25 protein-coding genes are annotated in these 23,730 nt (G+C 65.6%); 10 read left to right on the plus strand and 15 right to left on the minus strand.

All coding sequences use genetic code 11. The features are described 5' to 3' along the window. Positions 1 to 17: 17 nt before the first annotated feature. The 12 genes from ACTJKT_RS27065 to nrdR form a co-directional block, all read right to left on the minus strand. A complete protein-coding gene (locus tag ACTJKT_RS27065) occupies positions 18 to 812 on the minus strand; it encodes a cobalamin-binding protein (RefSeq protein WP_440789271.1) in 795 nt (264 codons plus the stop codon). Beyond that, positions 812 to 1,231: an MFS transporter gene (locus ACTJKT_RS27070; RefSeq protein ID WP_440789273.1), complete on the minus strand. Its 420-nt coding sequence runs from the start codon at positions 1,229 to 1,231 to the stop codon at positions 812 to 814. The genes ACTJKT_RS27065 and ACTJKT_RS27070 overlap by 1 nt, the downstream gene beginning before the upstream one ends. Further along, positions 1,228 to 1,845: a GTP cyclohydrolase II gene (gene ribA, locus ACTJKT_RS27075; RefSeq protein WP_007924108.1), complete on the minus strand. Its 618-nt coding sequence runs from the start codon at positions 1,843 to 1,845 to the stop codon at positions 1,228 to 1,230. Before ribA ends, ACTJKT_RS27070 begins: the two co-directional genes overlap by 4 nt. Before the next feature lie 112 nt (positions 1,846 to 1,957). Continuing rightward, positions 1,958 to 2,716 carry a substrate-binding periplasmic protein gene (locus ACTJKT_RS27080; RefSeq protein WP_440789275.1) on the minus strand — a complete coding sequence of 253 codons (759 nt, stop codon included), beginning with the start codon at positions 2,714 to 2,716 and terminating at the stop codon, positions 1,958 to 1,960. Positions 2,717 to 2,726: 10 nt separating this feature from the next. Continuing rightward, positions 2,727 to 3,230, minus strand: coding sequence for a phosphatidylglycerophosphatase A family protein (locus ACTJKT_RS27085; protein ID WP_097305275.1), 504 nt, complete (start codon positions 3,228 to 3,230; stop codon positions 2,727 to 2,729). Further along, entirely contained in the window at positions 3,227 to 4,192 is a 966-nt protein-coding gene (gene thiL, locus ACTJKT_RS27090; protein ID WP_440789277.1) for a thiamine-phosphate kinase, read from the minus strand. The genes ACTJKT_RS27085 and thiL overlap by 4 nt, the downstream gene beginning before the upstream one ends. 18 nt (positions 4,193 to 4,210) lie before the next feature. Further along, a complete protein-coding gene (gene nusB, locus ACTJKT_RS27095) occupies positions 4,211 to 4,711 on the minus strand; it encodes a transcription antitermination factor NusB (RefSeq protein WP_009051090.1) in 501 nt (166 codons plus the stop codon). Then, positions 4,708 to 5,184, minus strand: a complete 477-nt coding sequence (ribH, locus tag ACTJKT_RS27100) for a 6,7-dimethyl-8-ribityllumazine synthase (protein WP_007924117.1) — start codon at positions 5,182 to 5,184, stop codon at positions 4,708 to 4,710. The genes nusB and ribH overlap by 4 nt, the downstream gene beginning before the upstream one ends. A gap of 91 nt (positions 5,185 to 5,275) precedes the next feature. Then, positions 5,276 to 6,367, minus strand: coding sequence for a bifunctional 3,4-dihydroxy-2-butanone-4-phosphate synthase/GTP cyclohydrolase II (ribBA, locus tag ACTJKT_RS27105; RefSeq protein ID WP_063433169.1), 1,092 nt, complete (start codon positions 6,365 to 6,367; stop codon positions 5,276 to 5,278). Positions 6,368 to 6,398: 31 nt separating this feature from the next. Further along, positions 6,399 to 7,061 (minus strand): riboflavin synthase, encoded by a 663-nt coding sequence (locus tag ACTJKT_RS27110; RefSeq protein ID WP_007924128.1) that lies wholly within the window; start codon positions 7,059 to 7,061, stop codon positions 6,399 to 6,401. 46 nt (positions 7,062 to 7,107) lie between these two features. Continuing rightward, positions 7,108 to 8,241 carry a bifunctional diaminohydroxyphosphoribosylaminopyrimidine deaminase/5-amino-6-(5-phosphoribosylamino)uracil reductase RibD gene (ribD, locus tag ACTJKT_RS27115; protein WP_102677164.1) on the minus strand — a complete coding sequence of 378 codons (1,134 nt, stop codon included), beginning with the start codon at positions 8,239 to 8,241 and terminating at the stop codon, positions 7,108 to 7,110. Further along, positions 8,238 to 8,702 (minus strand): transcriptional regulator NrdR, encoded by a 465-nt coding sequence (gene nrdR / locus ACTJKT_RS27120; RefSeq protein WP_007924133.1) that lies wholly within the window; start codon positions 8,700 to 8,702, stop codon positions 8,238 to 8,240. Before nrdR ends, ribD begins: the two co-directional genes overlap by 4 nt. A 129-nt stretch (positions 8,703 to 8,831) precedes the next feature. On the opposite strand from nrdR, the gene ACTJKT_RS27125 reads away from it, so the two are divergent. The 3 genes from ACTJKT_RS27125 (at position 8,832) to trxA (ending at position 10,948) form a co-directional block, all read left to right on the plus strand. Then, complete coding sequence (locus tag ACTJKT_RS27125) at positions 8,832 to 9,290, plus strand: hypothetical protein (protein ID WP_440789281.1); 459 nt, start codon at positions 8,832 to 8,834, stop codon at positions 9,288 to 9,290. Next, positions 9,287 to 9,943 (plus strand): class I SAM-dependent methyltransferase, encoded by a 657-nt coding sequence (locus ACTJKT_RS27130; protein WP_440789283.1) that lies wholly within the window; start codon positions 9,287 to 9,289, stop codon positions 9,941 to 9,943. Before ACTJKT_RS27125 ends, ACTJKT_RS27130 begins: the two co-directional genes overlap by 4 nt. 132 nt (positions 9,944 to 10,075) lie before the next feature. Then, positions 10,076 to 10,948, plus strand: a complete 873-nt coding sequence (gene trxA / locus ACTJKT_RS27135) for a thioredoxin (RefSeq protein WP_440789285.1) — start codon at positions 10,076 to 10,078, stop codon at positions 10,946 to 10,948. A gap of 107 nt (positions 10,949 to 11,055) precedes the next feature. Here the strand turns inward: trxA and ACTJKT_RS27140 are convergent, their stop codons facing one another. After that, entirely contained in the window at positions 11,056 to 11,409 is a 354-nt protein-coding gene (locus ACTJKT_RS27140; RefSeq protein WP_063433172.1) for a hypothetical protein, read from the minus strand. 135 nt (positions 11,410 to 11,544) lie between these two features. Between ACTJKT_RS27140 and ACTJKT_RS27145 the strand changes: the two genes are divergently transcribed. The 5 genes from ACTJKT_RS27145 to ACTJKT_RS27165 all read left to right on the plus strand — a co-directional run bounded on the left by ACTJKT_RS27145 (position 11,545) and on the right by ACTJKT_RS27165 (position 15,732). Further along, the gene (locus ACTJKT_RS27145) at positions 11,545 to 12,141 is read left to right on the plus strand and encodes a DUF2796 domain-containing protein (protein WP_440789287.1); all 597 of its coding nucleotides are present in this window, start codon (positions 11,545 to 11,547) and stop codon (positions 12,139 to 12,141) included. Between the two features lie 132 nt (positions 12,142 to 12,273). Further along, a complete protein-coding gene (locus ACTJKT_RS27150; protein ID WP_440789289.1) occupies positions 12,274 to 12,984 on the plus strand; it encodes an ABC transporter ATP-binding protein in 711 nt (236 codons plus the stop codon). A gap of 1 nt (position 12,985) precedes the next feature. After that, positions 12,986 to 14,251 carry an ABC transporter permease gene (locus tag ACTJKT_RS27155; protein WP_440789291.1) on the plus strand — a complete coding sequence of 422 codons (1,266 nt, stop codon included), beginning with the start codon at positions 12,986 to 12,988 and terminating at the stop codon, positions 14,249 to 14,251. A 27-nt stretch (positions 14,252 to 14,278) separates the two neighbouring features. Next, the gene (locus tag ACTJKT_RS27160; protein WP_025807811.1) at positions 14,279 to 14,797 is read left to right on the plus strand and encodes a DUF3299 domain-containing protein; all 519 of its coding nucleotides are present in this window, start codon (positions 14,279 to 14,281) and stop codon (positions 14,795 to 14,797) included. Between the two features lie 236 nt (positions 14,798 to 15,033). Then, positions 15,034 to 15,732 carry an OmpW/AlkL family protein gene (locus ACTJKT_RS27165; protein WP_440789293.1) on the plus strand — a complete coding sequence of 233 codons (699 nt, stop codon included), beginning with the start codon at positions 15,034 to 15,036 and terminating at the stop codon, positions 15,730 to 15,732. A 58-nt stretch (positions 15,733 to 15,790) separates the two neighbouring features. Here ACTJKT_RS27165 and ACTJKT_RS27170 read toward each other — a convergent pair whose 3' ends face one another. Both ACTJKT_RS27170 and ACTJKT_RS27175 read right to left on the minus strand, forming a co-directional pair. Further along, positions 15,791 to 16,720 carry an NAD-dependent epimerase/dehydratase family protein gene (locus ACTJKT_RS27170; RefSeq protein ID WP_440789295.1) on the minus strand — a complete coding sequence of 310 codons (930 nt, stop codon included), beginning with the start codon at positions 16,718 to 16,720 and terminating at the stop codon, positions 15,791 to 15,793. Beyond that, positions 16,713 to 17,597, minus strand: a complete 885-nt coding sequence (locus ACTJKT_RS27175) for a sugar nucleotide-binding protein (RefSeq protein WP_036998133.1) — start codon at positions 17,595 to 17,597, stop codon at positions 16,713 to 16,715. The genes ACTJKT_RS27170 and ACTJKT_RS27175 overlap by 8 nt, the downstream gene beginning before the upstream one ends. 361 nt (positions 17,598 to 17,958) lie before the next feature. On the opposite strand from ACTJKT_RS27175, the gene ACTJKT_RS27180 reads away from it, so the two are divergent. Next, positions 17,959 to 22,275, plus strand: a complete 4,317-nt coding sequence (locus ACTJKT_RS27180; protein WP_440789297.1) for a DEAD/DEAH box helicase — start codon at positions 17,959 to 17,961, stop codon at positions 22,273 to 22,275. A gap of 184 nt (positions 22,276 to 22,459) precedes the next feature. Continuing rightward, the gene (locus ACTJKT_RS27185; RefSeq protein ID WP_440789299.1) at positions 22,460 to 23,671 is read left to right on the plus strand and encodes an MFS transporter; all 1,212 of its coding nucleotides are present in this window, start codon (positions 22,460 to 22,462) and stop codon (positions 23,669 to 23,671) included. The last annotated feature ends 59 nt before the right edge of the window (positions 23,672 to 23,730 follow it).

Genomic DNA, 23,730 nt, shown 5'->3' on the forward strand with positions numbered 1-23,730 from the left:
CGATTCGCTAGCCGCAGCTACTCAGAATCAAGCAGCTCACAGAGCTTGGCCGTCGCGGCGATCATCTGCCCGCTCGGCCGCTCCAGGCCTTTATCGCTGATCAGCAACAACCTGCCTTGGGCCACGGCCTTCAGTTGCGGCCAGGCTTTCCAGGCGTCCAGCTGGGCCTGGGTGCTGGCCAGGATCACTTCAGGGTTACGCTGCAACACCGCCTCGACGCTGACCTGGGGCGCCGGCAGCGGCAGGTCGGCAAACACGTTGCGCGCGCCGCACACACTCAAGGCATCACTGATGATTTGCCCGCCGCCCACGGTGTACAGCGGCTGGTCCCAGACCTGATAAAACACCACCATCGGCGCGCTGCGGGCATAGCGCTGACGCAGGCTGGCCAGTTGCTGCCGCAACTCGTTGGCTCGCACCAGGCCGCGTTGTGGACGTCCGAGCTGGGTGGCGATGGTTTCGATCTGGGTGGTGAGCTGGTCAAGGCTGTGGGGTTCGGCCACCAGGGTCGGGATACCCAGGCGGCTGAGCTGCTCGCGCTGGGCCGGGCCGATGCTGCCGGGCCAGAGCAGGAGCAGATCCGGCTTGAGACTGAGCAGGCGCTCCATGTCCAGCTGGCCGTAGCGGCCCACCGACGGCAGGTGCTGCAATTGAGGGGGACGCTCGCCGGCATCCAGCACGCCGACCAGCAGATCGGCGGAATCCAGCTCGACAACGATTTCCGACAGCGAAGGCGCAAGGCTGACCACACGCTCCACAGCCAGCGCCGGGCCAGCGAAGGCCAGCAGCAGGACTGCCAGCCAGCAGCGCATCAACCGAGCTGACGCGGGATGCGGTAGAGGTAGAACAGCACCGCGGTGGACAGCGCCAGCAGGATCAGCGGCACAGCTTCCAGGCCGACGAACACCGCCAGGGCGCCGACCCAGGCCGGCAGCGCCGCGGCCAGAAATGCCGCGCGGCGGCGGGCCGCCAGTTCGATCCAGGCGGCTGGTTCTTCAGGGGTATCGAGGGCTTTATGGGTGGCGATTAGCGCGCGTTTGTAGCCGCCGAAGAAACGCAGGCTGACAAACATCGAAGCCACCCCGGCAATGAACAACGGCATCGCCAGGATCGGCAGCAGCGGCTCGCCCTGGCCAAACACCAGGTTGAGCACGAACAGCGGCAGCAGCGCCAGCGCCAGGTATTGCCACCAGCTGACGGCCAGGCGCCGCCGGACCTGAGCGCGGGTCACGCCCGGTCTACCTCGCCCTGGTGCTCGTTGCCCATCATGTGGTCGAGCTTGCTGGCCTTGGTGGCCAGGTAGAGTTTGTTGTGCGGGTTGTGGCCGGTATGCAGCGGCACGCGCTCGGCCACGACTATGCCCATCTCGGTCAGGGCTTTGACCTTGCGCGGGTTGTTGGTCATCAGGCGCAGGGATTTCACCCCCAGGTGCTCGAGCATCGGCAGGCACATGGCGTAGTCACGCTGGTCGGCGGCAAAGCCCAGGCGCTCGTTGGCTTCCACGGTGTCGGCGCCGCCGTCCTGCAACTCATAGGCGCGGATCTTGTTGAGCAAGCCAATGCCACGGCCTTCCTGACGCAGGTACAGGAGTACACCACGACCTTCGCGGGCGATCGCCTGCAGGGCGGCTTCCAGTTGCGAACCGCAGTCGCAGCGCTGGCTGAACAGGGCATCGCCGGTCAGGCATTCGGAGTGCAACCGGCCGAGCACCGGAGCGCCATCGGCAATATCACCCAGGCTGAGCACGACGTGCTCGCGGCCGGTGGCTTCATCGAGAAAACCGTGCATGGTGAATTGCGCAAAAGGGGTGGGCAGCTTGGAAGCGGCAACAAAAACGACGGGCACCGTTGTGCTCCTGATCTGTATGGGACTGGAGATTCGCAGAGGCGGCATTGTAACAGCAGCTTCCGACAGACGCTTAGGCTGAATTATCGAGCATAAAGATCGAGAAGTTAGATCAACGGTCGTCAGGCGGACGTCCGGCATCGAACGGATAGGGCTGCTTCCAGCGCTGGAAAATCGGCCGCAAACGGCCGTTCTTCACCAACTCGGCCATCCGCCGATCGAACAGCGCGCGCAGTACCCGGCCCCGTTCATTGTTGGCAAAACCCAGGAACAGCGGCAGTTCGGCCAAGTGAGTGCGCCGGAATTGCGCGCGGTCCTCGGCCTGGGACAGGACAAAATCGACTTCGGTCAGGGCATCGATATAGAAGTCGGCGCGGCCTTGCTGGAGCATCGGCAAAATGCCGACCCGCCGGCGGATTTCATTGAAGCGCTGAATGTTGGGCAAGTAGTCCTGGTAGCGGTAGCCACGTACCCAGACCAGGCGGTAGTTGCCGAGCGTGGCCAGGGTCGGCGGCGGATTCGTCGCCAGACCCAGGCTGTAGATATGGTCGGTATCGTAATTCCAGCGCGGATACAACGCACCGTCGGTTTCGTCCCGATAGGAGCCGACCAGGGCATCGACTTCACGCCGCTGCACCAGCCCGACCGAACGGGTGTAAGGCACGCTGCGCATGTCGAGCTTCACGCCCTGGGTCTCGAAGACCTCGCGCAGGATATCCCAGGCCATGCCCTGGCCATCGGCCTGGGTGTAGCTGTCCCACTCCTCGCTGGCCACCCGGATTTCCCCGGGCAGTGCCGCCGGCTCAGCGGCCCGGACCAGGCTGGCGGCCAAGACACAGAGCGTTACCAGCAGAGCGCGAGCGACCGACATGGCCGATTCCTCAGGCAAAGCACCACACCAGCCCCTGCATCGCCAGCCAGGCGAAGACACCGGCCAGCACGTCGTCGAGCATGATCCCGATACCGCCGTGCACATGCCGGTCGATCCAGCGGATCGGCCAGGGTTTGAGAATGTCGAAGAAGCGGAACATCAGGAAGCCCGCCAGCAACCACTGCCAGCCTTCCGGCACCAGCCACAGGGTGATCCACATGCCGACCATTTCGTCCCAGACGATGCCTTCGTGGTCATGCACCCGCAGGTCGTCGGCCACCTTGCCGCACAGCCAGAAGCCGAACAGCATGGTGATGCCGAGCATCAGCCAGTAGCCCCAGTCCGGCAGCATCTGCCACAGCGGAATGAAAGGCAGCGCCACCAGCGAGCCCCAGGTGCCCGGGGCCTTGGGCAAGGTGCCCGAACCGAAACCGAAGGCCAGGAAATGCCAGGGATTACGCCAGACGGAAGGCGGCACGTTCTCTGCCGGAACCTGTTTGGGATGATCTGTCACGGTGTCTCCGGAAAATGTTGATAGCCCCGAGCGCTCGGGGTGATGTTCCGCCCCTCGGCATCCAGCAGCACCACGCCCTGCCCGGCCACGACCCGGCCCAGCACATGCACTGGCCAACCGGCAGCGAGCAGCGGCGCCAGCTCGGCTTCGGGCAAGGTGAAGACCAGTACGTAGTCGTCACCGCCGCTGAGTGCCGCCGAGCGGGCGCCATTCTCACCGAGAAAGCTCAACAACGCCCGGGACATCGGCAGTTTTTCACTTTCGATCAGCAAGCCGACAGCCGAAGCCGCAGCAATGTGCCCGCAGTCGGCCAGCAGGCCATCGGAGATATCCATGGCCGCGCTGGCCTTGCCGCGCAGCGCCTGGCCCAGGGCCAGTTGCGGTTGCGGCGACCAGTAGTGGGCCAGCAAGGGGCCTGCGATATCCGGATCGGCGCTGCGCTGCCCAAGCACCAGGGGCAAGGCGCCAGCGCCATTGCCCAGCTCGCCGCCAACGCACAGCAGGTCGCCCGGACGGGCACCGCGGCGGGTCAGGGCCTGGCCGGCGGGCACGCGACCGAACACGGTCATGGTCAGGGTCAAGGGGCCGCGCGTGGTGTCGCCGCCTACCAGGCGCACGCCACAACTCTGGGCCATGGCGCTCAGGCCATTGGCATAGGCTTGCAGCCAATCGGCTTCGACCCTCGGCAGGGTCAGGGCAAGGGTGAAGGCGACGGGCGCGGCGCCCATGGCCGCCAGGTCACTGACCGCCACTGCCAGCGAGCGCTGGCCGAGCAGGAAAGGGTCGCAGGGATCTGCGAAATGCACACCGGCCACCAGGGTGTCGGTGGAAATCGCCAACTGTTCGCCAGGGGCAACAGCCAGCAAGGCGCAGTCGTCGCCAATCCCCAGTGCAACGCCCTCGCCGCCCTGCGCACAAGGCGCGGCAGCGAAGAAGTTACGGATCAGCTCAAACTCGCCCATGGCAGCTGCAAGCGCGGATCAGCGCTTGAATGCCTTCACTTCAGCTTCACGCAGACGCGGGGCCAGCTTGTCGAGTACGCCGTTGACGAACTTGTGGCCGTCGGTGGAGCCGAAGACCTTGGCCAGTTCGATACCTTCGTTGATCACAACGCGGTACGGCACGTCGACACGCTTGAGCAGTTCCCAGGTGGACAGGCGCAGGACCGCCAGTTCGACCGGGTCCAGCTCTTCGATGGTGAGGTCCAGGCAAGGGGCGAGCGCGTTGTCGATCTCGTTCTTGTTGGCCGGAACGCCGTGCAGGATCTCACGGAAGTAGGCACCGTCGATGTCGGTGAAATCGTTGTCGACCCGGAACTGCGCTTCGATCTCGTTCAGCGAGTGCTTGGCCATGTGCCATTGGTACAGCGCCTGGGTCGCGAGCTGACGGGCTTCGCGACGCTTGGCGCTCTTGGATGGCTTGCCAGCGTCCGCAGGTTTCGGATCGCGCGGGTTGAAACGATCGCTTTCGTCGCTAATCACTTGGCCTCCAACTGCGCCAGCAGGCTGACCATTTCCAGAGCGGACAAGGCAGCTTCAGCACCTTTGTTGCCGGCCTTGGTGCCGGAACGTTCGATGGCTTGCTCGATCGAGTCGACGGTCAGCACGCCGAAGGCGACCGGTACGCCGAACTCCATGGACACCTGGGCCAGGCCCTTGGTGCATTCGCCCGCCACGTATTCGAAGTGCGGAGTGCCGCCACGAATGACCGCACCCAGGGCGATGATCGCCGCGAACTCGCCCTTCTGCGCGACTTTCTGCGCAACCAGCGGGATCTCGAAGGCGCCGGGGGCACGGATCACGGTGATGTCGCTTTCGCTCACGCCGTGACGGACCAGGGCGTCAACGGCGCCGCTGACCAGGCTTTCGACGACGAAGCTGTTGAAACGGCCGACCACCAGGGCATAGCGGCCTTTGGGGGCGATGAAGGTACCTTCGATGGTCTTCAGGGTCATTCGACAAATCTCTTAAAGAGCCGGAGCGCGTTCACTACGCGCTCACTAGTGATATTTGAACCGCGAATTTCAAGCCGCAGGCAGCCGGCTTTTATTCGGAGGGCACGTATTCTACAACTTCCAGGTCGAAACCGGATATCGCATTAAATTTCATCGGCGCACTCATCAGGCGCATTTTACGCACGCCCAGGTCGCGCAGGATCTGCGAACCGGCACCGACGATGCTGTAGGTGGTCGGTTTTTTCACCGGCTGATGTTCGGCCGTTTCGCGGATATGCGCCAGCAGCACGTCGCCGTCCAGCGGGTGGCCCAGCAACAGCACCACGCCGCTGCCAGCCTCGGCCACCGTGGCCATGGCGGCCCGCAGGCTCCAGCGGCCAGGCTGCTTGACCATCAGCAGGTCGCGCAGCGGATCCATGTTGTGCACGCGAACCAGGGTCGGTTCTTCGGCGCAGATGTTGCCCAGGGTCAGCGCCATGTGCACGTCGCCTTCCACCGAATCACGGTAGGTCACCAGGTTGAACTGGCCCAATTCGCTGTCCAGCGGCTGCTCGGCAATCCGCTGAACGGTACGTTCGTGGATCATCCGGTAGTGAATCAGGTCGGCGATGGTGCCGATCTTGATCTTGTGTTCGGCGGCGAAGGCTTCCAGTTCGGCGCGACGGGACATGGTGCCGTCGTCGTTCATCACTTCGCAGATCACCCCGCTCGGCTCGAAACCGGCCATGCGCGCCAGGTCGCAGGCGGCTTCGGTGTGGCCGGCGCGGGCCAGGGTGCCGCCCGGCTGGGCCATCAGCGGGAAGATGTGGCCCGGGCTGACGATGTCTTCGGCCTTGGCGTCCTTGGCAGCGGCCGCCTGCACCGTGCGTGCGCGGTCGGCGGCGGAGATGCCGGTGGTCACCCCGGTGGTGGCCTCGATGGACACGGTGAACTTGGTGCCGAACCCGGAACCGTTGCGCGGCGCCATCAAGGGCAGCTTGAGCAGCTCGCAACGCTCGCGGCTCATCGGCATGCAGATCAGGCCGCGGGCGTGCTTGGCCATGAAGTTGATGTGCTCGGCCTTGCAGCACTCGGCGGCCATGATCAGGTCGCCTTCGTTCTCGCGGTCTTCGTCATCCATGAGGATGACCATCTTGCCTTGGCGGATGTCTTCAACCAGTTCTTCGATGCTGTTGAGCGCCACGCGGCACCCCCCTTCTTTCAAAATTTGAGGTTCAGGATTTGAGGTAGCCGTTAGCGGCCAGAAAACTTTCGGTAATGCCGCCGCTCGAAGGCTCCGCGGCCTTGTCGCCCAGCAGCAGGCGCTCCAGGTAACGCGCCAGCAGGTCGACTTCGAGGTTGACCTGCCGACCCGGCCGGTAGTCGGCCATGATGGTTTCGGCCAGCGTGTGCGGGACGATGGTCAGCTCGAACTCGGCGCCATTGACCGCGTTGACCGTCAGGCTGGTGCCGTCGACGGTGATCGAGCCCTTGTGGGCGATGTACTTGGCCAGGTCCTTGGGCGCGCGGATGCGGAACTGGATGGCACGGGCATTTTCTTCCCGGGCTACCACTTCGCCGACACCGTCGACGTGGCCGCTGACCAGGTGACCGCCCAGGCGGGTAGTCGGAGTCAGGGCCTTTTCCAGGTTGACCCGGCTGCCGGCCTTCAACTGATGGAAAGCGGTGCAGTCCAGGGTCTCGCGGCTGACGTCGGCCCAGAAGCCGTCGCCCGGCAATTCCACCGCGGTCAGGCAGACGCCGTTCACCGCGATGCTGTCGCCCAGTTTCACGTCGCCCAGGTCGAGCTTGCCGGTTTCCACATACACCCGCACATCGCCGCCTTTGGGAGTCAATGCACGGATGCTGCCGATGGATTCGATGATGCCTGTAAACATGGAGTCCTCCTCGAGAACAGGGTCGCCGCGTGGCGAAGGCCCGAAATTATACGCTCGCTGCTGGCAGAGGAATGGCAATGACTCGCCAGTCATCGCCTACGGCGCGCATTTCAATGATTTTCAGCTGCGGCGCCTCGCGCATCTGCGCCAGCGGCCAGTCGAGCAGCGGTCGCGCCGAGGAGCCGAGGAACTTGCCGGCGACAAAGATCTGGTACTCGTCCACCAGGCCTTGCTGGGCAAAGGCACCCGCCAGGCGTGGGCCGGCTTCCACCAGCACCTCGTTGACGCCACGGGCGGCCAGCTCGCTCAGCAGCCGACGCAGGTCCACCTGGCCATCGGCACCCGGCACGATCAGGCATTCCGGGCCATTGGCGTACTGCTCCTCCACCGCGGCACAGGTAGCGACCAATGCCGGCCCCGCCTTGAAGAACGGCGCATCGAGCGGCACCCGCAGGCGGCCGTCGATCAATACGCGCAAGGGTGGACGGCTCATGGCCAGGGCGGTCTGTTCCGCGTCCAGCCCCAGCTCCTCGGCACGCACCGTCAGTCGGGCGTTGTCCGCCAGCACTGTGTCGGCACCGGTCAGCACCACACTGGCCTCGGCCCGCAGGCGCTGCACCGCGGAACGCGCGGCGGGTCCGGTGATCCACTGGCTTTCGCCGCTGGCCATGGCGGTGCGCCCGTCCAGGCTCATGGCCAGCTTGACCCGCACGAACGGCAAGCCGTGTTCCATGCGTTTGAGGAAACCCCGGTTGAGCGCCCGCGCTTCCTGCTCCATCACTCCGCTGTGGGTGGCAATGCCGGCCTGGGCCAGGCGCTGCAGGCCACGGCCGGCGACTTCCGGATTGGGGTCCTGCATCGCCGCCACGACCCGCGCCACGCCGGCATCCACCAGGGCATCGGCGCACGGCGGCGTACGGCCGTGATGGCTGCAGGGTTCGAGGGTCACGTAAGCGGTGGCGCCGCGGGCGTTGGCACCGGCGGCACGCAGGGCGTGAACTTCGGCATGGGGCTCGCCGGCCCGCACATGCCAGCCTTCGCCGACGACCTGGCCGTCGCGCACGATCACGCAACCGACCCGGGGATTGGGGTGAGTGCTGAAGCGGCCCTTTGCGGCCAGCTCCAGGGCTCGCGCCATATAGTGGGCGTCGAGCACCGCCTGTTCGCCGGAGATGTTCATTCTTTGCCCGGCTCGCGGGCGAGACGGTCGATCTCTTCGCGGAATTCGTTGAGATCCTGGAAGCGTCGGTAGACCGAGGCGAAGCGGATATAGGCCACTTCATCGAGCTTTTGCAGCTCGGCCATCACCAGTTCGCCGACGACCAGGGACTTGACCTCGCGTTCGCCGGTGGCGCGCAGCTTGTGCTTGATATGCACCAGCGCGGCTTCCAGGCGCTCGACGCTGACCGGACGTTTTTCCAGGGCACGCTGCATGCCAGCGCGGAGTTTTTCTTCGTCGAAGGGCTGACGGCTGCCGTCAGTCTTGATCAGGCGCGGCAACACCAGTTCGGCGGTTTCGAAAGTGGTGAAACGTTCACCGCAGGCCAGGCATTCACGCCGGCGGCGCACCTGTTCGCCTTCGGCGACCAGACGCGAGTCGATGACCTTGGTGTCGTTGGCACCGCAGAAGGGACAGTGCATGGTGGCAGGCAACAAAAAAAGGGAGGGCCATGGTAGCGCATCCCACTGGCAAGACAAGCCATAGCCTTTACGGTATACAGACCGACTATTATGTTTTGCACATGGAATTTCGCCTTGTTGGAGCTTCGCATGCCACTACGACCGCTCGTTCTGCTCAGCCTTTTCAGCCTGCTGGTGGCTTGCAGCAGCGACGCCCCGAAACCTGTCGCCTCCACCGTGCCGCCCCAGCAGAGTGTGAAAAAAGCCAAGGAATCCACCGACCTCGGCCCCCTGCCAGCCTACCAGCGTGAACTGAGCGGCACCCTGCAGGGCGTCCCGGCGGGTGCCGAAGTGGAACTGGCGCTGCTGGTGATCGACGAGCGCGGCCGGCCGCAACGTTTGCTGGCCAGCAGCAACCTGATCGGCAACAACAAGGTCCTGCCGTTTCGCCTGCGCTTCAACCCCGATGTCTTCCCGGTGGGCGCCCGCGTCGAACTGCGCGGCCGCGCCAGCCAGTCCGGCCAGTTGATCCTGCACCTGCCGGCGCAACTCATCACCCAGCCGACCACCCAGGCCGTGGGCCAGCTGCAATTCGTCAAAGCACCATGACCCCGCCGCTCGACCTGCAACGTGCCCTGAGCGAACTGCTGGGCGATGCCCAACTGGTGGCCTGCGAACTACCGGACACCGAGCTGAAGCTGTGGTTGATCGATGCCGACAACATGGACCGCGCCTTCACCCCGGAAGAAACCCGGCGAATTCTCCATGAACCGCCGTACTGGAGTTTCTGCTGGGCCAGTGGCCTGGCCCTGGCGCGCTATCTGGCCGAGCGGCCGCAGTGGGTGCAAGGCAAGCGGGTACTGGATTTCGGCGCCGGCTCCGGCGTGGCCGGCATAGCGGCGCTGAAAGCCGGCGCGCTGGAAGTGGTGGCCTGCGACCTCGACCCGCTGGCCATCGCCGCCTGCCGGGCGAATGCCGCGCTCAACGGGGTTGAACTGGGTTACTCCACGGACTTTTTCGCGGAAGCCGACCGCTTCGACCTGATCCTGGTAGCCGACGTGCTCTACGACCGCGCCAACCTGCCGCTGCTGGATCAGTTCCTCAGCCGCGGACGCCAGGCGCTGGTGGCGGACTCCCGGGTCAAGGACTTCCAGCATCCGCTGTACCGACGCCTGGAAATGCTCCACGCCCTGACCCTGCCGGATCTGGCCGAGCCCTGGGAGTTTCGCGAAGTGAGCCTGTATCACGCGCAGCGCGATTGATGCAGGACAGACCACGGTGTGGTCTATCGNGGCTTGCCCGCGAAACAATCTAGCGGCCAACCCATCCCCTGCTTTCAGCCGCCCCCCGCCAAGCCTTATAGTGGCTCCATTCAGGTTTTTTCGAGATCCCCCATGAGTCAGGACACGCCGTACATTTTCGACGCCAGCACCGCCGACTTCGACCAGTCGGTGATCGAGAACTCGTTCCACAAGCCGGTGCTGGTGGATTTCTGGGCCGAATGGTGCGCGCCCTGCAAGGCGCTGATGCCGATGCTGCAACAGATCGCCGAGAGCTATCAGGGCGAACTGCTGCTGGCCAAGGTCAACTGCGATATCGAGCAGGACATCGTCGCCCGCTTCGGCATTCGCAGCCTGCCGACCGTGGTGCTGTTCAAGGACGGTCAGCCGGTGGACGGCTTTGCCGGAGCGCAACCCGAGTCCGCGGTGCGCACCATGCTCGAACCCCATGTGCAGATGCCGCCGCCCAAGGCCGCCGACCCGCTGGAGCAGGCCGAAGCGCTGTTCGCCGAAGGGCGCATCGCCGATGCCGAAGCCACGCTGAAAGTGCTGCTGGGCGAAGACAACAGCAACGCCAAGGCGCTGATCCTCTATGCCCGCTGCCTGGCCGAACGCGGTGAACTGGGCGAAGCCCAGACCGTGCTCGACGCGGTCACCGGCGATGAGCACAAGGCCGCGCTGGCCGGGGCCAAGGCGCAGATCACCTTCCTCAAGCAGGCCGCCGACCTGCCGGACAGCGCCGACCTGAAAAGCCGCCTGGCGCAGAACCCGCAGGACGACGAGGCGGTGTATCAGCTGGCCATCCAGCAACTGGCGCGCCAGCAGTACGACGCGGCGCTGGATGCCCTGCTCAAGCTGTTCATCCGCAACCGCAGCTACAACGAAGGCCTGCCGCACAAGACCTTGCTGCAAGTGTTCGAACTGCTGGGCAACGATCACCCGCTGGTGACCACCTACCGCCGCAAGCTGTTCGCCGCGCTGTACTGATTCACTGCTGTAGACACCGGTGTGCTGGCGATGCGGTGTACCTGGCTCTCCGCGCGAGGTTTATCGCGAGCAAGCTCGCTCCTACAGGTGAGCCGATTCCGGGACGCCTACTCGATCCAGCTGTAGAGCGGCGTATCGCCGCCGCTCACCACCTTGACCTGTGCGCTATGGCGCAGGCGCACCAGCAGGCGCTTGCCCGCCGCGGCGCTGCCGGTCAGGCCTTCCAATTGCTCCAGCAGGTCCGGGCCGCTCAATTGCCCGGCCTTGCGCAGCAAGTCCCGGGCGATCTGCCACAGCGCATCGTCCTGACTCACCGGCTTGGCCACAGGCGCGCCGCTTTCGGCCTTGGCCGTCGGCAACGGCGCCCCCAGCCGGGCACTCAACTGATCCCAGTCGGCCTCGTCCAGTTCCAGGGTCAAATCCACCGGCCATTCGCCGATGCTTCCACGAATCCGCACCATCGCTCTGCTCCCGAATATTTCTGACGAGCATGCTCCCACGCGTCTTGCGCAACGCCAAGCAGGCGGTCAAACTCTCGCCACTATTGTTATAAGATTACATAACATTTTTTTCATGTTCGCTCCCGGAGACTTGCCATGCGTCGTCTGCTGCTCGCCCTGCCGTTCGCTCTGTTGCCCCTGGCCATCGCTCATGCGGCCGAAAAACACGACCACGACCATGAGCACGGCAGCCTCGGCGCTCACGAGCATGGCGTGGCCCGCCTGAACGCGGCGCTGGACGGCCAGACCCTGGAACTGGAACTGGAAAGCCCGGCGATGAACCTGGTGGGTTTCGAGCACGCCGCCAGCACCGACGCGGACAAGGCCAAGGTCGCCGCCGTGCGGGCCCAGCTGGAAAAACCCCTGGCGCTGTTCAGCCTGCCGCCCGCCGCCGGTTGCGTGGTGGCGCAGCAGGAACTGGAAAGCCCACTGTTCGGCGACAAGCCCGAGGATCACGACGAAGACCATGACAAAGCCAAGGATGCCAACGGCCACGAACATCACCACGAACACAGCGAGATCCATGCGCACTACCAGTTCACCTGTGCCACGCCGGGCGCGCTGAAAAGCCTGGACCTGGCCAGCGTGTTCAAGACCTTCCCCGCCACCCAGAAAATTCAGGTACAACTCATCTCGCCAAGTGGCCAGCAAGGCGTGGAAGCGACCTCCAAAGCCGCCAGCCTGAAGTTCTGACTCACCCAATCCTGTAGGAGCGAAGCTTGCTCGCGATAGCGATATCACGGCCAACGAATCATGCAAGCCGGACAACCGCCATCGCGAGCAAGCTTCGCTCCTACATAAGCACCCACTCATGACCTCATGCCCATGACCCAAGCACTGATCCAACTGTCCGACCTGGGCTTCAGCTGGCCCGGCCATCCGCAGTTGCTGGATATCCCGGCGTTTCGCCTGGAAGCGGGTGAAACGCTGTTCCTCAAGGGCCCCAGCGGCAGCGGCAAGACCACCCTGCTCGGCCTGCTCGGCGGAGTGCAGAAACCCGACCGCGGCAGCATCCGCCTGCTGGGCCAGGAACTGACCGAACTCTCCGCCGGCGCCCGCGACCGCTTCCGGGTCGATCACACCGGCTACATCTTCCAGCAGTTCAACCTGCTGCCGTTTCTCTCGGTGCGCGAGAACGTCGAGCTGCCCTGCCACTTCTCCAGATTGCGTGCCGGCCGCGCCGTGCAGCGCCACGGCAGTGTCGACCAGGCGGCGGCCACCCTGCTCGCCCACCTGGGGCTGAAAGATCCCAGCCTGCTAGGGCGCCGCGCCGACTCGCTGTCCATCGGCCAGCAACAACGGGTCGCCGCCGCCCGCGCACTGATCGGCCAGCCGGAATTGGTGATCGCCGACGAACCCACTTCGGCACTGGACTACGACGCCCGCGAAGCCTTTATCCGCCTGTTGTTCGCCGAATGCCGCGAGGCCGGGACCAGCCTGCTGTTCGTCAGCCACGACCAGAGCCTGGCGCCGTTGTTCGATCGCAACCTGTCGCTGGCCGAACTCAATCGCGCCGCCACGCCCGCAGAGGTCTGAGATGTATCTGTTCCGTCTAGCCATGGCCAGCCTGGCTAATCGCCGCTTCACCGCGATCCTCACCGCCTTCGCCATCGCCCTGTCGGTCTGCCTGCTGCTGGCGGTCGAACGGGTGCGCACCGAGGCCCGCGCCAGCTTCGCCAGCACCATCAGCGGCACCGACCTGATCGTCGGTGCCCGCTCCGGTTCGGTGAACCTGCTGCTGTACTCGGTGTTCCGCATCGGCAACGCCACCAACAACATCCGCTGGGACAGCTTCGAGCACTTCGCCAATAGCCCGAAAGTGAAATGGGCGATCCCGATTTCCCTCGGCGATTCCCACCGCGGCTACCGGGTGATGGGCACCACCGAAGCCTACTTCAAGCATTACCAGTACGGTCACCAGCAGAACCTGCAACTGGCCAGCGGCCGCGAGTTCGCCAGCGATCCGTTCGAAGTGGTGCTGGGCGCCGAAGTCGCCGAGGCCCTGCATTACAAGCTCGGCGACAAGCTGGTGCTGGCCCACGGCGTGGCGGCCATCAGTCTGGTCAAACACGACGACAAACCCTTCACCGTGGTCGGCATCCTCAAGCGCACCGGCACCCCGGTGGACCGTACGCTGCACATCAGCCTCGGCGGCATGGAGGCGATCCATATCGACTGGCACAACGGCGTGCCGGCCCAGGGCAGCGGCCGCATCAGCGTCGAACAGGCGCGCAACATGGACCTGACGCCGCAAGCGATCACCGCCTTCATGCTCGGCCTGAACAGCAAGATCGCCACCTTCGCGGTGCAGCGCGAGATCAACGAATACCGTGGCGAGCCGATGCTGGCGATCCTGCCCGGGGTCGCCCTGCAGGAGCTGTGGAGCCTGATGGGCACCGCGGAAAAGGCCTTGTTCGTAGTGTCGTTGTTCGTGGTGCTGACCGGCCTGATCGGCATGCTCACGGCGATCCTCACCAGCCTCAACGAACGCCGCCGGGAAATGGCGATCCTGCGTTCGGTGGGCGCCCGCCCTTGGCATATCGCGACCTTGCTGGTGCTGGAAGCCTTCGCCCTGGCGCTGTTCGGCGTGCTCGCCGGGCTGGGCCTGCTGTACCTGGGCATCGCCCTGGCCCAGGGTTATGTGCAGTCGACCTACGGCCTGTACCTGCCGCTGTCCTGGCCGAGCGAGTATGAGTGGACGCTGCTCGGCGCTATCCTGATCGCCGCCCTGCTGATGGGCAGCGTGCCGGCCTGGCGCGCCTACCGACAATCGCTGGCCGATGGCCTGTCCATCCGTTTATGAGGAACCCCGGTTATGAGGAGCTCCGGCATGCCCCGTGCCCTGCTTGCGCTGTTGATGCTGGTCGCCCTGCCGCTGTGGGCCGCCGAACCCCGGGACCTGGCCTGGTCGGAAATGATCCCGCCGGACGCCCCGGCGGAAGTGCCGAACATGAAGCCGCTGCACGACCTGTCGCAGATGGGCGACGCCCTGGCCGCCGAGTCCGCCCCGGCGGCCAAGCAGGACATGCCCAACGCCCCGGTAGTGCAGAGCCTGGACGGCCTGTCGGTGCGTCTGCCCGGCTACATAGTGCCGCTGGAAGTCAGTGAGGAAGGCCGCACCACGGAGTTTCTGCTGGTGCCGTATTTCGGCGCCTGCATCCACGTACCGCCACCGCCGTCGAACCAGATCGTGCATGTGAAAAGCGAGGTCGGAGTGAAGCTCGACGAGTTGTATCAGCCGTACTGGATCGAAGGGCCGATGCAGGTCAAGGCATCCACCAGCGAAATCGCCGACGCCGGTTACCAGATGGAGGCACAGAAGATCTACGTGTACGAATTGCAGGAGTGAAACCGGCGGTTTTGCAGCGCCCTACATGACCTCATCACGAGCAAGCTCGCACCTACAGGGAACCGCATTGTTCATGTAGGAGCGAGCTTGCTCGCGATCGATTCCAAAGCGCCCGGAGCGCCCCCGAGCGCCTCGCTCCCGCGCTGATCCGGCTTTCATTGAGCTGAGTCAAAGCCTGCTCCTTGACGATCCTTACCATTGGACCTAGCCAACCTGAATCGTCCTTTGGAGTTCCCATGCACAAGTCCCTGCTCAGCGCCTCCCTGTTCGCGCTCGCGCTCGCCGCCCCGATTGCCCACGCCCACGACGCGGGCGACATCATCGTTCGCGCCGGTGCCATCACCGTCAATCCGAAAGCCGACAGCGGCGACGTCAAGGTCGACCGTGGCCCGTTGGCCGGCACCAACCTCGGCGGCAAGGCGACCATGAGCAGCGACACTCAGTTGGGCCTGAACTTCGCCTACATGCTGACCAACAACCTCGGTATCGAACTGCTCGCGGCCACCCCGTTCGAGCATGACGTGAAGCTCAAGGGCACCGCGCTGGACGCCGCCAACGGCAAGCTCGGTACCCTCAAGCACCTGCCGCCGACCCTGAGCCTGGTCTACTACCCGTTCGACCATAAGGCTGCCTTCCAGCCTTACGTGGGTGCCGGTATCAACTACACTTGGATCTATGACGAGCACGTCGGCAGCCGCGCCAGCGCCGCCGGTTTCGACAACTTCCGGGCGAAGAACTCCTGGGGCCTGGCCTGGCAGGTCGGTGCCGACTACATGCTGACCGACAACGTGATGATCAACGCCCAGGTGCGCTACGTTGACATCGACACCACCGCCTACGTGGACAACAACGCGGTCGCCGGCGGCACCCGGGCCAAGGTCGACGTGGACGTCGATCCATGGGTCTACATGGTCGGCCTGGGCTACAAGTTCTAAATCGGCCAGACAAAAAAGGCGCCTGCAAAGGCGCCTTTTTTCATCGCTGGGGGAAAGCTCAGAGGCCCAGCAAACGTGCCAGCCCGACGCTCATCGGCGTCGGCTCGGGGAACTTGAAACGCTGCAACAGGCGCTGGTTGTTCGCCCGCGAATGGCGAATGTCCCCCGAACGCGCCGGGCCGTAGCTGATCGGCGGCAGCTGCCCCACCACCTCGCCCAGGGCCTCGAGCAATTGCTTGAGGGTGGTGGCCTGGTTCAGGCCGATATTCACCGCGCCGACTTCCAGCTGCGGCATTTCCAGGGACTGCACCAGCACGTCCACCAGGTCTTCGACATACATGAAATCGCGGGTCTGCTCGCCATCGCCGAATACGCTGATCGGCAGGCCTTTCTGCGCGCGCTCGCAAAAGATGCTGATGACCCCGGAGTACGGCGAGGACGGATCCTGGCGCGGCCCGAAGATGTTGAAGAAGCGGAAGATCGCCGGCTCCAGGCCATGCTGGCGGCGATAGAAATCCAGGTAGTACTCGCTGGCCAGCTTGTCCGACGCATAGGGCGTCAGTGGCGCCTTGGGGGTGTCTTCGTCGATCGACTCGCCCTCGCCGTTGTTGCCATAGACCGCCGCGCTGGAAGCGAACAGCACGCGCTTGACGCCGGCCTGGCGCATGGCCTCGCAGACGTTGAGGGTGCCGATGAAATTGCTCTGGTGGGTGCGCACCGGGTCGTCCACCGAAGCCTGTACCGAAGCGACCGCCGCCAGGTGCGCCACCGCACGGCAACCGCTCATGGCCCGTGCCACCAGGGCCGCATCGGCGACGTCGCCTTCGATCAGTTCGACCCGCGGGTTGTCCAGCGGCAGGTTGCCTGGTTTACCAGTGGACAGATCGTCGAGGATCCGCACCGAGTAGCCCTTGGCGAGCAAAGCGTCGGTCAGGTGCGAACCGATGAAACCGGCACCGCCGGTGATCAGAATTGGGCCATCAGCCATGACGATAAAACCTATCCAGTAGAGCCGGGAGTGCCGCGCGCCAGGCGCGTGGCTTGATCCCGAAAGTGTGCAGAATTTTTTTGCAGGCCAGCACCGCGTGCTGCGGTTCTTCGGCGGCGTCCGGCCGTGCGGCGTGGGCCTGGGCGGTCGGTGCTTCGATGGCCAGCGGATGCAGGCTGCGGGCCTCGGTGAGGATCGCCTGGCCCAGCGCCAGCGGCGTGGTCGCCTCATGGCCGGCGTAGTGGTAAGTGCCCCACAGCGGCGCGGCGCAATCGAGTTGCTTGAGCACGGAGATGATCACCCGGGCGGCATCGTCCACCGGCGTCGGGTTGCCCCGGCGGTCGTCGGCCAGCAGCAGTTCTTCAGGTTGCTCGGCACGCGCCAGGAACCGCCCCAGGGTGCCGTCGGCGCTATCGTCCAGCAGCCAGCCGAAACGCAGCAGCACATGCTGCGGGCAGGTGGCGCGCACATTCTGCTCGATCCGCCACAAGGCCTGGCCACGCAGGCCCAGCGGCACCGGTTCGTCTTTTTCGCTGTAGGCGGTGGCCCGCGAACCGTCGAACACGCGGTAGCTGGAAGGCTGCAGAAGAATGATGTTGTGATGCTGGCACAGCTCGGAAAGCCGCTCGACCGCCCGCTCCTGGCCGGCCAGACGGGCCTCGGGGACACTCTCCGCCTGGAACCAGTCGAAGTAGTACGCAAGGTTGATCAAGGCATCCGGACGGGTGTCGTCGAGCAGTTGCGTCAGGCTCGCGGCATCCCAGCCGTCTTGCGGCGGACGGGGGGCGAGGAAACCGATGTCTTCCTCTGCACCGAGGCGAATCAGCGCCTGCCCAAGGGCATTTCCGCCGCCCAGTAACATAAGGCGCATTCGCATAGAGTCAGCAGGCCCAATCTGTTCGGAACGATGGTTTGAATCGGCCAGACCCGCGGGTTTGGCCATGAATATTGCTCAGAATCCTTGCATTTTGCGGGTTTCCGGCGCAACCGTCACTGAGAAAGTGCAGCGCGGCAAGTCTTACCGCCCCTGTAGCCGCTGCCGAGCCCGCGAGGCTGCGATCGGCAACGCAGTTGCCGCAAACCCTGAGCCAGCGATCTGTCTGGAAAATCGCATTCGCTGGTTTGGCGACCGCTACGCAGTCGAGCGCAGGCTGCGCCAGCGGCTACAGGGTATGCGGTGCCTGGACCGCCACAAGGCAGACTTGCAACTTCGCCCCGGCGGTCGCATAACGTTGTGCATGAACCTTCCCCAGATCCCCGCCAACGCCCTGCCGGGTTTCCACCCCGCGGTCAGCGCCTGGTTCAACAGCTGCTTCCCCGCGGCGACCGCCGCCCAGGCCCGGGCCTGGCCGCTGATCCGCCAGCGCCGCTCGACCCTGATCGCCGCACCCACCGGCTCGGGCAAGACCCTGACCGCCTTCCTCGCGGTGATCGACGAGCTGGTGCATCGTGGCCTGGAAAACGGTGGCACGCTGCCGGATCAGACCCTGGTGGTGTACGTCTCGCCGCTCAAGGCCCTGAGCAACGATATCCAGATCAACCTGCAGGACCCGCTGGCCGGGATTACCCAACAGCTCGAACGCATGGGCCTGCCGCAATTGCGCATCAGCACCGCGGTGCGCACCGGCGACACCCCGCAAAAAGACCGCAGCGCCATGCGCAAGAGCGCGCCGCATATCCTGGTGACCACCCCCGAATCGCTGTATGTGCTGCTGGGCTCGGGCTCTGGCCGGCAGATGCTCGCCAGCACCCGCACGGTGATAGTCGACGAGATCCACGCCATCGCCGCCAGCAAGCGCGGCAGCCACCTGGCGTTGAGCCTGGAGCGCCTGCAAGCGCTGTGCGGCGAGCCGCTGACGCGCATTGGCCTGTCGGCCACGCAGAAGCCCATCGAAGCGGTATCGCGCTTTCTGGTGGGCCATGAACGCCCCTGCGAGATCGTCGACATCGGCCACGCCCGGCCCCGGGACCTGGCCATCGAAGTGCCGCCCGTGCCGCTATCGGCGGTCATGGCCAACGACGTCTGGGAGCTGGTCTACCAACGTATCGCCGAGCTGGCGCGGGAACATCGCACCACCCTGGTGTTCGTCAACACCCGGCGCCTGGCGGAACGCCTGAGCCGCCACCTGAGCGAGCGCCTGGGCAAGGACGCAGTGGCCGCCCACCACGGCAGCCTGGCCAAGGAGTTTCGCCTGGACGCCGAACAGCGCCTCAAGCGCGGCGATTTGCAGGTGCTGATCGCCACCGCCTCGCTGGAGCTGGGCATCGATATCGGCGATGTCGACCTGGTGTGCCAGATCGGCTCGCCGCGCTCGATCTCGGCGTTCCTGCAAAGGGTCGGGCGCTCCGGGCACCAGGTCGGCGGCACGCCCAAGGGCCGGCTGTTCGCCCTGACCCGCGACGACCTGATCGAATGCGCCGCCCTGCTCGACTGCGTGCGCCGCGGCGAACTCGACACCCTGCAGATCCCCAGGGCGTCGCTGGATGTGCTGGCGCAGCAGATCGTCGCCGAAGTCAGCAACCAGGAATGGCAGGAGCAGCCGCTGCTGGAAATGATCCGCCGCGCCTCGCCCTACAGCGACCTCGACGAAAGACATTTCCAGGCGCTGCTGCGCATGCTCGCCGAGGGCTACAACGGTCGCCAGGGCATTCGCAGCGCCTACCTCCATCGCGATGCCGTCAACCGCAGCCTACGCGGCCGCCGGGGCAGCCAGCTGACGGCGGTGACCAGCGGCGGCACCATCCCCGACAACGCCGACTACGCCGTGTTGCTGGAGCCCCAGGCGCTGAATATCGGCAGCGTCAACGAAGACTTCGCGGTGGAAAGCATCGCCGGCGATGTGTTTCAGCTGGGTAACACTTCGTACCGCATTCTGCGGGTAGAAACCGGCCGGGTGCGGGTCGAGGACGCCCATGGCCAGCCGCCGACCATTCCGTTCTGGCTCGGCGAAGCCCCCGGGCGCAGCGCCGAACTGTCGTTTGCCGTGGCGCGCCTGCTGGCCCGGCTCGACGAACTGCTCGGCGCCACCCCCGGCCACTTGCAGCCGGCCCTCGACTGGCTGGGCGACAGCCTGGGCCTGGACGCCGCCAGCGCCGGACAACTGGTCGACTACCTGGCCCGCGCCCGCCAGAGCCTGGGCGCGCTGCCGTCCCAAGGCACGCTGATCATGGAGCGCTTTTTCGATGAGTCCGGCGGCACCCAACTGATCATCCACACGCCATTCGGCAGCCGGATCAATCGTGCCTGGGGCCTGGCGCTGCGCAAGCGCTTCTGCCGCACCTTCAACTTCGAATTGCAGGCCGCCGCCAGCGAAGACGCCATCGTGCTGTCGCTGTCCACCAGCCACAGTTTCGAGCTCGACGAAGTCTGGCGTTACCTGCACAGCAACAGCGCCGAACACATCCTGGTCCAGGCCGTGCTGGATGCGCCGCTGTTCGGCGTGCGCTGGCGCTGGAATGCCGGGGTGGCCCTGGCGCTGCCGCGCTTTGTCGGCGGGCGCAAGGTGGCGCCGCAGATCCAGCGGATGAAAAGCGAAGACCTGATCGCCAGCGTGTTTCCCGACCAGATCGCCTGCCTGGAAAACCTCGCCGGCGAACGGCAGATTCCCGATCACCCGCTGGTGGAACAGACCCTGGACGACTGTCTGCACGACGCCATGGACAGCGAGGGCTGGCTGGCGCTGTTGCGGCGCATGGAACGCGGCGAACTGCGCCTGATCAGCCGCGACCTGCCGGCGCCCTCGCCCCTGGCCGCGGAAATCCTCAGCGCCAAGCCTTACACCTTCCTCGACGATGCGCCTCTGGAAGAGCGCCGGACCCAGGCCGTGCTCAGCCGCCGCTGGAGCGATCCCGAATCCAGCGACGACCTTGGCGCCCTGGATGCCGAGGCCATCCAGTCGGTGCGCGAGGAAGCCTGGCCCGCCCCCGGCAACCCGGATGAAATGCATGAAGCCCTGATGAGCCTGGCCTGCATCGGCGAACCCGAGGCCCAGGCCAACCCGCGGTGGGCCGGCTGGCTGCAAGCCCTGGCGGACAACGGCCGCGCCAGCCGGTTGCAGATCGGCAGCGGGCAGGCCCTGTGGCTGGCCGTCGAGCGCCTGGGCTGCCTGCGGGCGATTTATCCACAGGCGCCGCTGCAACCGCTCCTGGAGGCTCCGCCCGGCTTCGATGAACAATGGCAGCGCGATGATGCGCTGGTCGAGGTGATTCGCGCCCGGCTCAGTGGCTTCGGCCCCTTGCCGCTGGAAAGCATCGCCACGCCCCTGGGCCTGAGCGCCAGCGAGGTCGCCCAGGCCCTGGCGCAACTGGAAAGCGAAGGTTATGTGCTGCGCGGCCGCTTCAGCCCCGGCGAGGCCCGGGAGGAGTGGTGCGAACGGCATTTGCTGGCGCGGATTCATCGCTACACCGTCAAGCGCCTGCGCCGGGAGATCGAACCGGTGTCGCTGCAGGACTTGATGCGTTTCCTGTTCGACTGGCAGCACCTGTCCAGCGCCACCCAGGGCCAGGGCAGCGCCATGCTGGCGCAGACGCTCACCCAGTTCGAGGGCTATGCCGCCGCAGCCGGCGCCTGGGACAGCGACCTGCTGCCGGCGCGGATCAAGGATTACTCCGCCACCTGGCTGGATGAGCTGTGCCGCAACGGCAAGGTGGTCTGGAGCCGGCTCAGCGCGCCGCACAAAGCCGCCGGTGCGACCCTGCGCAACACGCCGATCGTGTTGCTGCCCCGCAGCCAGGTCGCGCTGTGGAGCGGGTTGGGCGCGCAGCCCGACAGCAGCGAGCTGTCGCCCAAGGCGCAGAAGGTCCATGAAGCCCTGAGCCAGCACGGCGCCTTGTTTTTCGACGAGTTGCAGCATGAAGCCCATGTACTGCGTACCGAGCTGGAGATCGCCCTGCAGGAACTGGTGGCCGCCGGGCTGGTGAATGCCGACAGTTTTGCCGGCCTGCGCGCCTTGATCACCCCGGCCAGCAAGCGCCAGGCCCGCAGCAGCCGGCGCGGGCGCGGAGCCCTGGTCGGCGGCATGGACGATGCGGGGCGCTGGGCCCTGCTACGGCGCCCGTCGCAGGCGCTGGAGGGCCTCGGCAGCCATGGGCAGGCAATCCCAGCGGCCACCCTGGAACACATCGCCATGACCCTGTTGCGGCGTTATGGCGTGGTGTTCTGGCGCCTGCTGGAGCGCGAGGCCGACTGGCTGCCGAGCTGGCGTGAACTGTTGCGCACCTTCCATCGGCTGGAGGCCCGCGGCGAAATTCGCGGCGGGCGTTTTGTCAGCGGCCTGGCCGGCGAGCAATTCGCCCTGCCCGAAGCCATCGCCCTGTTGCGCGAGGTTCGCCGACGCCCACTGGATGGCAGCCTGATCGCGGTGTGTGGCGTCGACCCGCTGAACCTCGCCGGTACCCTGCTGCCCGGGCAGAAGGTCCCGGCCCTGGCCGGCAACCGGCTGGTGTACCGCGACGGCCTGCCCGCGGCCGCCGAGATCGCCGGCAAGCAGCATTTCTGGCTGGAGCTTGAGCCGCAGGCCGGTCTTGAGTTGCGGACTCGGTTGATTCGTCACTGACGCCAGGGCGGGATCTGGCTGGTACATCGCGTTGCCCCTATCGCGAGCAAGCTTCGCTCCTACAGAAGCTTGGTCATTCGATATTTGCTTGCAGGTCAAATATCAAATACCGAAACCGCTATTTTTCCGCACGAGTCGAATCCGGACACTGCGCTCCATTATCGAATCCACCGGAGTTGCAGCCATGCCCATTGCCTTGCTCGCGCTGACCCTCAGCGCCTTCGCCATCGGGACGACCGAGTTCGTCATCGTTGGCCTGTTACCCACCATCGGCGCCGATCTCGGCGTCAGCCTGCCGTCCGCCGGGCTGTTGGTCAGCCTCTACGCCCTGGGTGTCGCCGTCGGCGCGCCGGTGCTCACCGCGTTGACCGGCAAGGTCCCGCGCAAACTGTTGCTGCTGTCGCTGATGGTGCTGTTCACCCTCGGCAACCTGCTGGCCTGGCAAGCGCCCAGCTATGAATCCCTGGTCCTGGCGCGCATCGTCACCGGCCTGGCCCACGGCGTGTTCTTCTCCATCGGCTCGACCATCGCCACCAGCCTGGTGCCCAAGGAAAAAGCCGCCAGCGCGATTGCCATCATGTTCACCGGGCTGACCGTGGCCCTGGTCACCGGCGTGCCGCTGGGGACCTTTATCGGCCAGCATTTCGGCTGGCGCGAAACCTTCCTCGCGGTATCCGCCCTGGGTGTGATCGCCTTTATCGGCAGCCTGATCTACGTGCCGAAAAACATCGCCCACAGCAAACCGGCGTCCTTGCTGCAACAACTGCAAGTGCTGAAACAACCACGCCTGCTGCTGGTGTACGCCATGACCGCGGTGGGCTACGGCGGCTCGTTCATCGCCTTCACCTTCCTCGCGCCGATTCTCCAGGACATTTCCGGCTTCAGCGCCAGCACCGTCAGCCTGGTGCTGCTGGTCTACGGCATCTCGGTCGCCGTGGGCAACATCTGGGGCGGCAAGCTGGCGGACAAGCGCGGCCCGATCAGCGCCTTGAAGCTCATCTTCGCCCTGCTGACCGGCGTGCTGTTGCTGCTCACCTTCACCGCCGGCAACCCTTGGCTGGCACTGGCCACCGTGCTGGTGTGGGGCGCCGTGGCCTTCGGCAACGTACCGGGCCTGCAGGTCTACGTGGTACGCCAGGCCGAACACCACACTCCGCAAGCGGTGGACGTGGCCTCGGGCCTGAACATCGCGGCCTTCAACCTCGGCATCGCCGGCGGCGCCTGGGGCGGCGGCCTGATCGTCGCCCACCTGGGGCTGATCCACACCGCCTGGATAGGTGGCCTGGTGGTGCTGGGCGCCCTGGCCCTGACCGCCTGGAGCGGGCGCCTGGATCGCCTCGGCCCGGTATACGCCGAGCCGGCCGAGGGGTCGAGCCGGATGGTGGTCGGGCACTGAGCCTGACACCGGCGACCAACCGGAAAAACCCAGCCCTGACCGGCTAGTGCCGCTCAGTC

Source organism: Pseudomonas sp. 22526, from assembly GCF_052044735.1.
In the GTDB taxonomy this organism is placed as follows: Bacteria; Pseudomonadota; Gammaproteobacteria; order Pseudomonadales; family Pseudomonadaceae; genus Aquipseudomonas; species Aquipseudomonas piscium.